This window comes from Pseudomonas sp. CFBP 13602 (assembly GCF_014842725.1).
GTDB lineage: Bacteria > Pseudomonadota > Gammaproteobacteria > Pseudomonadales > Pseudomonadaceae > Aquipseudomonas > Aquipseudomonas baltica.
Genome location: NZ_JACYVT010000006.1, coordinates 389,455 through 399,502, shown reverse-complemented (window position 1 = coordinate 399,502; position 10,048 = coordinate 389,455). Strand labels below are relative to the sequence as shown.

General features: G+C 62.2%; 10 protein-coding genes. 1 reads left to right on the top strand and 9 read right to left on the bottom strand.

Annotation, left to right across the window (positions count from 1 at the left end):
* Positions 1-210: 210 nt before the first annotated feature.
* The 9 genes from tpx to IFU31_RS15095 all read right to left on the bottom strand — a co-directional run bounded on the left by tpx (position 211) and on the right by IFU31_RS15095 (position 9,489).
* On the bottom strand, positions 211-711 hold the full coding sequence (gene tpx, locus IFU31_RS15135; RefSeq protein ID WP_192103533.1) for a thiol peroxidase: 501 nt from the start codon (positions 709-711) through the stop codon (positions 211-213).
* Between the two features lie 126 nt (positions 712-837).
* Positions 838-1,101 carry a DUF1652 domain-containing protein gene (locus tag IFU31_RS15130; RefSeq protein WP_122477873.1) on the bottom strand — a complete coding sequence of 88 codons (264 nt, stop codon included), beginning with the start codon at positions 1,099-1,101 and terminating at the stop codon, positions 838-840.
* Between the two features lie 251 nt (positions 1,102-1,352).
* Entirely contained in the window at positions 1,353-1,847 is a 495-nt protein-coding gene (locus tag IFU31_RS15125) for a hypothetical protein (protein ID WP_122477871.1), read from the bottom strand.
* Positions 1,848-1,935: 88 nt separating this feature from the next.
* Positions 1,936-3,213, bottom strand: coding sequence for a serine/threonine transporter (locus IFU31_RS15120; RefSeq protein WP_192103531.1), 1,278 nt, complete (start codon positions 3,211-3,213; stop codon positions 1,936-1,938).
* A gap of 178 nt (positions 3,214-3,391) precedes the next feature.
* Entirely contained in the window at positions 3,392-5,371 is a 1,980-nt protein-coding gene (locus IFU31_RS15115; protein WP_192103529.1) for a putative bifunctional diguanylate cyclase/phosphodiesterase, read from the bottom strand.
* A gap of 82 nt (positions 5,372-5,453) precedes the next feature.
* Entirely contained in the window at positions 5,454-6,755 is a 1,302-nt protein-coding gene (locus IFU31_RS15110) for an NTP/NDP exchange transporter (RefSeq protein WP_192103528.1), read from the bottom strand.
* A gap of 12 nt (positions 6,756-6,767) precedes the next feature.
* Positions 6,768-7,688 (bottom strand): aldo/keto reductase, encoded by a 921-nt coding sequence (locus IFU31_RS15105; protein ID WP_122477867.1) that lies wholly within the window; start codon positions 7,686-7,688, stop codon positions 6,768-6,770.
* A gap of 318 nt (positions 7,689-8,006) precedes the next feature.
* Positions 8,007-8,945: a hypothetical protein gene (locus IFU31_RS15100; protein WP_192103527.1), complete on the bottom strand. Its 939-nt coding sequence runs from the start codon at positions 8,943-8,945 to the stop codon at positions 8,007-8,009.
* A gap of 214 nt (positions 8,946-9,159) precedes the next feature.
* Entirely contained in the window at positions 9,160-9,489 is a 330-nt protein-coding gene (locus tag IFU31_RS15095; RefSeq protein WP_192103526.1) for a hypothetical protein, read from the bottom strand.
* A 127-nt stretch (positions 9,490-9,616) separates the two neighbouring features.
* Between IFU31_RS15095 and IFU31_RS15090 the strand changes: the two genes are divergently transcribed.
* Complete coding sequence (locus IFU31_RS15090; RefSeq protein ID WP_192103525.1) at positions 9,617-10,039, top strand: DUF4174 domain-containing protein; 423 nt, start codon at positions 9,617-9,619, stop codon at positions 10,037-10,039.
* Positions 10,040-10,048 lie beyond the last annotated feature (9 nt).

Here is a 10,048-nt window from a genome sequence, read left to right as displayed (position 1 = left end):
GCCGCTGCTACGGGAGCGCGGTGCTGCCGGACGCGGCTTGCGCCGCTGCTACGGGAGCGCGGTGTCGCCGGACGCGGCTTGCGCCGCTGCTACGGGAGCGCGGTGTCGCCGGACGCGGCTTGCGCCGCTGCTACAGAAACATCGCAATTTTTGTAGCAGCGGCGCGAGCCGCGTCCGGGGTCACTGCGGGCTGTCAGATACTGCGACGGATCACTTCAGTACAGCGAGGGCGGCTGCGTAGTCAGGTTCCTGGCCGATTTCCGGTACCAGCTCGCTGTGCAGCACCTTGTCGTTCTCGTCGAGTACCACGACTGCACGCGCGGTCAGCCCCTTGAGGGCACCGTCGGCAATGTCGACGCCATAGGCGTGATGAAAATCATGGGCGCGGAAAGTCGACAGGTTCTGGACGTTTTCCAGGCCTTCGGCGCCGCAGAAACGGGCCTGGGCGAACGGCAGATCGGCGGAGATGCAGAGGATGGCCGTATTGGCCACGTCGTTGGCCTGGGCATTGAACTTGCGCACGGAAGTGGCGCAAGTCGGGGTATCGATGCTTGGGAAAATGTTCAGCACCTTGCGCTTGCCGGCCAGGCTTTGCAGCGACACCTCGGCCAGGCCACCGCCGACCAGGGTGAACGCCGGCGCCTGGGCACCGACCTGGGGAAGCTCGCCACTGACGTTGATCGCGTTGCCTTTGTGCGTCACTTGAGCCATGAGCCTTGTCCTTTTTCGGGATTGAGAAAGGGCAAAGTTAACCATGAAAAGTGACGCACGGCCTATGCGTAGATTGAAAATAAGTGTTCCAGCCACACAGACGCCCTGGCACTCCTGAAACGAGGCTCAACCAGCTCTGGCACGGGCATGGACAGTGGTGGCAGGTTGCGGCTTTTCCAGTTCCAGAACGAGCCGTGCCCGTTCGACAGCGCTGACCACTCGTTGAAAGGGAATATCCGCCTTGAAGAGCTCGACCTCATCGGTCTGCTCGTTCAACAGCTTGATACACAGCGATTCATCGCCGATCACTGTGCACACGCATTTGCGTGGCAAAAACGCCAGTTCGACGATATTGCGCAGCTCCAGCGCGCTGAGTCCGGGGGGAAGCATGGTCTATCTCCTGTAGAGCCTGTGATCGGCGTCCTACCCGCGGCGGACTAGGCCTCGGGACTACAGAACAGTTTCGTTCCAAGAGATATATACCTGCGCTCGAACAGGTGCAACGAGAGTTTGCGGCTCAGCGAAAAATCAGCGCAACCCACTGAAATCAATAGAAATAAAATACTTGTACAGAAATTTCAAAGAAGCGTTTCAGCACCGTGAAAGCCCTACAATGCTTGCAGTCGGCGGCGTCGCGCTGCTCAGTCGCGCGGCTTTGGAATCAGCCCCTGAAGCTGCTGGGCGAAGAAATCGGCATCCAGCACATTGGACTCCGCTTCCTTGGTGCCACGTTCCTTGCGCCAGTACCAGGCACCATCCGCCGAGTCCTTGACGATGGAAATGCTGCCGTGACGATCCGAAGTCAGACCCGCGACGGCTATCACCATCGCCCCACCCTGCCCCATCACCTGCGGCACCAGTTCGACCCGGCGCTGGGCGAGAATGATTGCCAGCGATTCACTGATGAAAGGCGAGTGCTCGCTGGGGTAATTGCTGCTGGTGGCGACCCAGGGCGAACGTTCGATCGCCAGCAGTTGCCGATCGGTAAGGGGCGCCAGCCAGGTTTCGATTTGACCGAACAGTGCCTGGATGCTGGCTTGCCAGTGCTGGCACTGGTCCTTGAACGCCTGCTGCAGGCGTTGCTGGGCTGCGGCGTGTTCCTTGAGCATGTCAGCCAGTTGCTGTACTTCGTCCATCGCGACCACCTCGGTGCGCGCCCGCCCTGGGCATGCCGCAAATCGGCGGCCGCAGGTCGGGCATCGAGGGTCAGTGTAACAGGCTTGCTCAGGCGCTCAGCGAATAGACCAGCGCCGAAATCGCCACCAGGCCTACCAGCGTCACGAATACGTTGGACACGTGCCCGGCGTACTTGCGCATGGCCGGCACACGCCGGATCGCGTACATCGGCATGAGGAACAGCAGCGCGGCAATGACCGGCCCGCCGAAGCTTTCGATCATGCGCACAATGTTCGGATTGAGCGTGGCGACGAGCCAGCAGACCAACAACATGAACAGTGCGGTGAAACGATCCAGGGCCTTGGCATTGGGCCGACGGCCGGATTTCAGAACCAGACCCTTGATGCCTTCGCTGGCACCGATGTAGTGGCCCAGGAACGATTTGGCGATGGCCACGATCGCAATCAGCGGTGCGGCGAACGCTATCACCGGATTGCTGAAGTGGTTGGCCAGGTAGGACAGGATCGACAGGTTCTGCGCCTTGGCTTCGGCAAGCTGCTCAGGCGACAGGGTCAGCACGCAACTGAACACGAAGAACAGCACCAGCACCACCATCAAGCCATGGGCGCGCGCCAGGATCTGGCTGCTGCGCTGGTCGGCGTGCTCGCCGTAGCGACGCTTCTGGTCCACGGCGAAGGCCGAGATGATCGGCGAATGGTTGAAGGAAAACACCATTACCGGGATCGCCAGCCACAGGGTATGGATCAGCGCACCGGGCGCGGGCAGGTCCCCGGCGGTCGCCAGGATGCCACCATTCCAGTGCGGAATCAGGTACAGCGCGAGCAACACCAGCGCGACGATGAACGGATAGACCATCAGGCTCATCGCCTTGACGATGAACTGTTCGCCGCAGCGCACCACGATCAACAGACCGAGAATCAGTACCAGCGCCAGCACCGCCCGTGGCGGCGTATCCATGTGCAACTGATGCTCCATGAAACTGCCGACGGTGTTGGTCAGGCCCACGCTGTAGATCAGCAGGATCGGAAAGATGGCGAAGAAGTACAGCAGCGTTATCAACGCCCCCGCCTTGAGGCCGAAGTGCTCCTCCACGACATCGGTGATGTCCGTGCCGGCGCGGCCGGAAAGCACGAAGCGGGTCAGGCCCTGGTGCGCGTAGTAGGTCATCGGGAACGCCAGCACGGCCAGGATGACCAGCGGCCAGAAACCACCAAGGCCGGCGTTGATCGGCAGGAACAAGGTGCCGGCGCCGATCGCAGTGCCGAACAGGCCGAGCATCCAGGTGGTGTCGTGGCGGCTCCAGGGGCTCAGGGCGGCGGGCGCCTGGGCGTAGCGTGGGTCGAGGCTGTTGGCCTGCTCGTTCATCCGGTCGAATCTCCGCTTGCCTGTGTTCAACTGATGGCCGGAAGCGGGAAAAACGTGCAGCTGGCAGCGCCCCGGCCTTGAAAAGGGGCGTGATTGTCCAAGATTGTGCAAGGAAAGCAAAGGGTTAGTCGAGCAACGGTCCGTCGGTGCACGGCCATCCGGCCCGACAACGGCGCGTTTAGGTCGAGGTTGCCAGCCATTTCTCCGGTACGAGGCTCTGCACCAGCCAGGTCGCGGTAGTGTCCGCGGGCATGGGCCTGGCGAAGTAATAGCCCTGGACATAGCGACAACCCAGCAATGCCAGCGCCTGCGCCTCCTCGCGGGTTTCCACCCCTTCGAAGATGCAATCCAGATCCATGTCCTGGGTCAAGGCCAGCAGCGATTTGACGATCTTGTAGCTGGCCGGTTTCTCGTGCAGGCGGGCGACGAAACTGCGGTCCACCTTGAGCTTGGTCAGGGCCAGCGCGTGTAGATGGCTCAGGCTCGAATATCCGGTACCGAAGTCGTCGAGCGAAATACCGCAGCCCAGGGCCCGCAGGGATGCGATCGCTTCCTGAACCAGGTCCAGATCCTGCAGGGTCGCCGTTTCGGTGATTTCCAGGTCGACTCGGCTGGGGTCGAATGGGCCGTTGGCCAGGAGTTTGACGATGGCCTGCACGGCTTCGGGGGAGCCGCAGTCGTGGGCCGACAGGTTGAAGGACAAACGGATCGGCGCCGGCCAGGTGCATGCACCCTGCAGGGCCTTGGCCAACAGTGGCAGGGTCAGACGATTTATCATGCCGCTGCGCTCGGCGACCGGAATGAACTGGCCGGGCGGCACGGGCCCCAGCTCCACGCTCTGCCACCGAGCCAAGGCTTCGAACGCCACGGTGGCGCCTGTCTGCAACTCGACGATGGGCTGGAAGGCGACGCTGAACTCGCGATCCAGATCGGCACGACGCAGCGCCTGCTCGGTGAGGATCGCGCTCTGCAACTGCTTCCTGTGCAGCGCCGAGAACAGCGACATGTGACCGACGACATGGCGCTTGCTGTGGTACAGCGCGTAGTCGGCGTACTCGAACAGCTCGTGCGCATCGGTGGCAAGGTCCGGGAAGGTCGCCAGGCCCATCGAAGCACCGACCTGGATGGGCACATCGACCAACAGGTAGGGCTTGCCCAGTTCGATGCAGATGCGTTCGGCAAAGGCTGCAATCTGCGCGTTGTCGCCGCAATCGGGCAGGATCAGTGCAAACTCGTCGCCACCCAGACGCGCAACGTGAACGCCATCCGGCAGCAGCGCAGCGAGGCGCGTGCCGACCTCGGCCAACAGGCGGTCGCCGACACTGTGCCCGTACAGGTCGTTGACCGGCTTGAATCCGTCCAGATCGAGAATGCCCACGCCCAGTCTGTGCCCCTGCTCCCCTGCCTGGGCCAGACAGGTGTCCAGGCAGTTGAAGAACCAGCGGCGATTGGGTAGCCCGGTCAGGCTGTCCTTGTTGGCCAGCAGGAAGTTCTCGTCGCTCAGCGCTTCGCTGTGCGCCTGGGCGTTCACCAGGCCGGTGAAGTTGCGGTAGTTGTTCTGCAACACCACCAGCATGATGCCCGTGACCAGCATCACGTTGACGCTGGTGGCGATGAACGTCGGGTTATCGGTGGAGGCGAAAAAGGCAATGAAGGCCACGTTGACCACGGCGGCCGTCATCAGGGCGGCGGAGCGCAGGTGCATCAGGCAGAAAATGCAGCCGATCACCGTGATGGCCATGTAGAACGCCACATGGGCCTTGGCGTAGCTGTCGCCATAGGGAAACAGGGCCAGCGCCCACACAGTGAAACCGATGGCTACCACGCAACAGATGCGGTTGGTCCGTGCCAGCGCCTGGGCGACTTCGACATCGTCTGGCTGGTGCTGCCAACCGCGGCGCCAGGCCAGCGCTCGTACCAGGCTGATGAGGGTCAGTACCAGCGGTATGTGCACGGTCATCCACACGGGCGAGCTGGCCATGTGGGTGAAGGCCAGCGCCCAGCTGTTGATGAGCAGGATGAAGTACATCAGGGGAATCTGCCTGGCCAGGGCCTGGTACTGGGCCGCCAGCAGACGCGAATTGCCTTGAGGTACGCTGCACAACCGTTTGATCAGCGCGAACAGGCCGGTGCAGGTGAAGCGTCTGGTCGTAGACATCATGTCCGAACGTATGGGTGTAATCAGAAGTTGTCGGCCGAACTCAGCTTTACTGTAGCCAACCGTGGGTCATCCAGGCAGTTTATTTGCGAGCGTCCGAATGTTCTGCAGAGGCTGCATCCGCTTTGCCACCCAAGTACCAGCCCACCGCTCCCCACAGCGCCGCGCAGGCAGCGCCCACCAGGGCGATCAGCAACACGCCGTGTCCGAGCAGGTCGAGCAGGCTCTTCACCCAGCCACTGAAGGCATCGCCGCCGCGGTAGACCACCGTGTCGATGAAGTTCTTCGCCTTGTATTTGGTTTCGGCGTCCAATGGGGCGAAGAGCATTTCGCGACCGGGACGTACGAAGGCGTATTCGCCGATGCGGCGCACGATCATCAGCCCAGCCAGCATGGCGAAAGTGGGTGCCAGCGCCAGGCCGACGAAGCCCAGGCAGACCAGCGCCGGCACCAGCGCCAGCAAGGTCTTCACTCCCAGCCGTTGCGCCAGCCGGCCGGTGATGAACAACTGCGCGATGAGCGCACCGGCCTGGACCACGAAATCGATGATGCCGAATACCCGCACCTGTTCCTCGCGACCGGGGAAGCGTTCGGCGACCAGACGGGCCTGTTCGAAATAAAGAAAGGTGCTGACCGTGGCCAACAGCACGACGAAGGCGCAAATGCCCAGCAGGTAGCGCGATTGCAGCACACGCGTCAGCCCACTGAACGGGTTGCCGGCCACCGGCTTGCGCGGGCTTTCGGCGTGCGCGGCACCCGGCCGCCCTGCCCCGTGCTCGGCACGCCAGCTCATCAATCGGTGTTTCAGCAAGATCGCGACGCCAAGCAATGCTGCCGCCAGTATCGACAGCCCGCTGGCGCCGATGGCGCCGACCAGCAGCGCGCTCGTGGCCGGCCCCGCCAGGCCGCCGACGCTGGCTCCGGCGGCGATGAACGCGAACAGGCGCTTGGCCTGGGCGACATCGAACACATCGGCCATCAGGCTCCATGCCACCGAGATGACGAACAGGTTGTAGACCGAGATCCATACGTAGAAGACTCGCGCCAGCCAGATGCCCTGCTCGGCAGCAGCGAAGGCGGCGGCGAACAGCAACAGGTTGCCGCCGAAGAATCCGTATACCCAGTCGATGTAGTGAAGCCTGGGCACCCTGGAGTTGAGCCAGCCGAACAGCGGCACGGCCACCAGCATTGCGACGAAGGTGGCCGTGAACAACCATTGCAGGTTTTCCACACCGCCCTGGATGCCCATGGATTCGCGGATCGGCCGCAGCATGAAATAGCCGCAGAACAGGCAGAAAAACAACGCGAACGCGGCCAGCGCTGCCCGCCCTTCATCGGCTCGGGCATTGATCGCCTGACGCAGACGCGCACTGACGCTGATCATAGGTAGCGCACCTCAGGCGAATTCGGCGGCGATGCGTTGCAACTGGCCGGCATCGGGCAGGCGGCCCTGGCCGGCCAACAGGTTGTCGAGGACATAGCGCGGCTGCGAGGTGGCTGGAATCACCGTGGTGACCGCAGGGTTGGCCAGCACGAACTTGAGCATCAACTGGGCCCATGAACTGGCATCCAGCTCGGCCGCAGCCCACTCGGGAAGAGCGCGGCCTTTGACCTTGGCGAACAGCCGGCCAGCTTCGAACGTGCGGTTGATCAAGGTGGCTATGCCGTGATCGGCGCAGTACGGCAACAGGGTACGCTCGGCGTTGCGCGCGCCTATCGAGTAGTTGACCTGGACGAAATCGACCGGCTCTTTCTTCAGCACGGCCAGCAGCTCGTCGTGAGCCGATTCCACGTAATGCGTCACGCCTATGTAGCGAATACGGCCTTGGGCCTTGAGTTCACGCAGCAATGCCAACTGGGTACGGGTGTCCTGCAGGTTATGAACCTGGATGAGGTCGATCCTGTCGGTCTGCAGGGCCTTGAAGCTGGCTTCGATCTGGCGCATGCCGGCCTCGCGTCCGGTCGCAGATACCTTGCTTGCGAGAAACACCTTGTCGCGCGCGCCGGCCTGGTTCACCAGGTCGCCGGTCACCTGCTCGGCGCGACCATAGCTGGGCGCCGTGTCGATCACCCTGGCGCCACCGTCGACGAAGGCCCTGAGCACATCGCGCAGCGGCGCCATGTCTGCCGAAGCAGGGTCGACGTTGAATGTCTGCGAGGTACCCAGGCCGATGGCCGGAAGCTGTTCCCCGGAGGCGGGAATTTTGCGCTGCAACAAGGGTTGTGCGGCGAATGCCAGGGGTGACATGAGCGAGCCCCAGCTGGCGGCTGCGCTCAACATGGCAGTGTACTGAACGAATTGGCGGCGGGTCGGCATGGAGTAGCCCCTCAGGGTTTTCACGCGAGTCGGGAAGACATTTCCCACGAAGATGGCAGACCCCAGTATGGCCAAGCACACAGGACTCGGGGCGCCATCCATGACAAATGAAACATCAGGACAACAAATTTTCGACCGCGCGATTGCATTACAGCAGGCCCAAACGACACGCCCCCGGGCAATGTAATTGCGCCGGGGGCGTTTTTTGTCATGCAACTGCTGGATGAATCAGTGCATGAACAGCGCGATCAAGATGATGATCGGGATAGGCACACCGAGGAAAAACAAGAGAATCGAGCGCATGGCATTACTCCTTGATCAGCGAATCGAAGTGGGTGTGTGAGTGCGAGTGCGGTCGCGTTCATGCCAGACCACGGCATCCCGGCTGCGGCCACCGAAGGTCGCCGCGAAGCTGGCGAAGAACGCGCCGCAGAGCAAGGCGACGAACGTCCACAGCGCCGTGGCGGCAGCAACTTTCTTGGCGGTATCGGCAGCCTGGCGGGCGGCCATTTCAGCGTCTTCGACCGACTTCAACGCCTGACCGTAGACCTGATCAACGCGCTGCTCGGCCTGAGCCTGGGTCAAGTTGGTACGCTGGCTGACCAGTTGCGCCAGGTAGGCGCGGTCTTCACCGGCGAGCTGGCCATCGTTGCTCACAGTCCGGGCGAAGATGCGGGTCACCACGGCATGTGCCGCGTCGTCGCTGACCGCTACCGGGCGGTTGTCGCGAAACAGCATGTCGACGAAGTAGCCGTACGGGTCGCTGGCGTTGTCATTCGCGGAACTGCCCGCTGCCACGGCGGCACCGGAGGCAACGCTGGCGCCGGCCTGCACGCCGCCGCCGATCGCACTGCCGACCGAACCCAACACCAGCATCGCAGTGACCAGCGAGGCCACTGCCCACGCCAGGAAGCCGTGCGCGGTATCGCGGAAGTACACTTCATCGCCGTGCATGTTGGCCCACTTCACCCGCAGGCGACCGGCAATGTAGCCGCCCATTCCGGAGGCGACGATTTGCGTGAACGTCAGCCAGATTACCGTAGAGACGCCGAGCGTAGTGGCGCTCACACCCTTGTCGGCCCAAGGCGATATGGCCGAAAAGCCAAGACCGAAGCCGAGCACCACCAGGATCATGGACAAGGCGGCGGCACCCGCTGCGCCGGCGAAGATCGCGGCCCAGGAAACACCAGAGTGATTGGAACTGTCCGTCGAAGCGGATAGCGCGGCAGAAGGAAGGTGGTCGGCAGGGGTCATCATTATTGTCGTGCTCCTAGCAGGTTCAACGTGTGTGATCGCTCACGAAATGCTTGCGGGAAGAACACTGCACCACACGTGCCACGCAGAATAAAAATAATAGCTTTTGAAATCATAAATTTAGGTAACTAACCTAAACGTGGACTCATGCAATTTGCCCGAACCGTCAACGCTTGACCGGGCTTTCTGCATTGTTCTGTAACGCAAACGAGCCTGACTACTGACGAGTGGTATTTTTCTGCTCCGCAGGATAGAACTCACCTTCCATGTTCTGCTTGTCCAGCGCAGTACGCAGCCTGGCCTCGACTGCCGCAACGGCAGGGTTGTCGCAAATGTCAGCGACGACCAGCCACAGCCGCTGCAGGTTCTGCTCGTGAGTGCCCTCACTGAGCATTTCGTGGCTGACAACGGGCCTTCCACGCCAGAAACACAGGGTGTCGACCTCGCTTTCTGCACTGAACGTACACGCCGGGCCCGCTAACCAGACTTCACTGACGGTGCGCAGATTGGTTTGTTCTATATCGTGTTGCTGGATTCTAAGTGGCATTGCATTACCCATTGCGCAGGAACGATACGGCTTGGAACCCACCGCACATGCCCAAGTTCTACCGGGAATGCCATTGTCGAGAATGCCCCTGTCGGGCCAGACCCCGCTCGTTGAAAGGAGATGGAACATGAAAAACCTGATCACAGCCCTGGCGCTGGGCGCGTCGCTGGCCCATGCCAGCGACGCCAACCCGCTGGTTGCCGAACGTTGGCAGAGTCGTCCACTGATCGTCATTGCGCCTGATGCACGCGATGCCACCCTGGTCGACCTGCGCACCGCGCTGGCCAGGCCGGTCAACCGCGAGGCGTTCGTCGAACGTGAGATGGTGCTCTACGAAATCGTCGGCGGCCGGGCCAGCCGCAATGGCCAGCCGTTGGGCAATGAGGCAAGCGCGGCGCTGCTCAAGGCGCTCAGGCACCCGGCCGATGCCCAGGCCCGGGTCTTGCTGGTGGGCAAGGACGGCGGCATCAAGGTCGACCAACCGGGGCCCGTCGATCCGCAGGCTTTGTTCAGCACCATCGACCGCATGCCGATGCGCCAGGGCGAGTGAATCGACGAG

Excerpts from the sequence above, each read along its gene's own strand:
- IFU31_RS15130 (WP_122477873.1), bottom strand. The coding sequence starts at position 1,101 with ATGCTTCCCCCCGGACTCAGCGCGCTGGAGCTGCGCAATATCGTCGAA.
- IFU31_RS15120 (WP_192103531.1), bottom strand. The coding sequence starts at position 3,213 with ATGAACGAGCAGGCCAACAGCCTCGACCCACGCTACGCCCAGGCGCCC.
- IFU31_RS15100 (WP_192103527.1), bottom strand. The coding sequence starts at position 8,945 with ATGATGACCCCTGCCGACCACCTTCCTTCTGCCGCGCTATCCGCTTCG.
- IFU31_RS15090 (WP_192103525.1), top strand. The coding sequence starts at position 9,617 with ATGAAAAACCTGATCACAGCCCTGGCGCTGGGCGCGTCGCTGGCCCAT.
- IFU31_RS15105 (WP_122477867.1), bottom strand. The coding sequence starts at position 7,688 with ATGCCGACCCGCCGCCAATTCGTTCAGTACACTGCCATGTTGAGCGCA.
- tpx (WP_192103533.1), bottom strand. The coding sequence starts at position 711 with ATGGCTCAAGTGACGCACAAAGGCAACGCGATCAACGTCAGTGGCGAG.
- IFU31_RS15095 (WP_192103526.1), bottom strand. The coding sequence starts at position 9,489 with ATGCCACTTAGAATCCAGCAACACGATATAGAACAAACCAATCTGCGC.
- IFU31_RS15115 (WP_192103529.1), bottom strand. The coding sequence starts at position 5,371 with ATGTCTACGACCAGACGCTTCACCTGCACCGGCCTGTTCGCGCTGATC.
- IFU31_RS15110 (WP_192103528.1), bottom strand. The coding sequence starts at position 6,755 with ATGATCAGCGTCAGTGCGCGTCTGCGTCAGGCGATCAATGCCCGAGCC.
- IFU31_RS15125 (WP_122477871.1), bottom strand. The coding sequence starts at position 1,847 with ATGGACGAAGTACAGCAACTGGCTGACATGCTCAAGGAACACGCCGCA.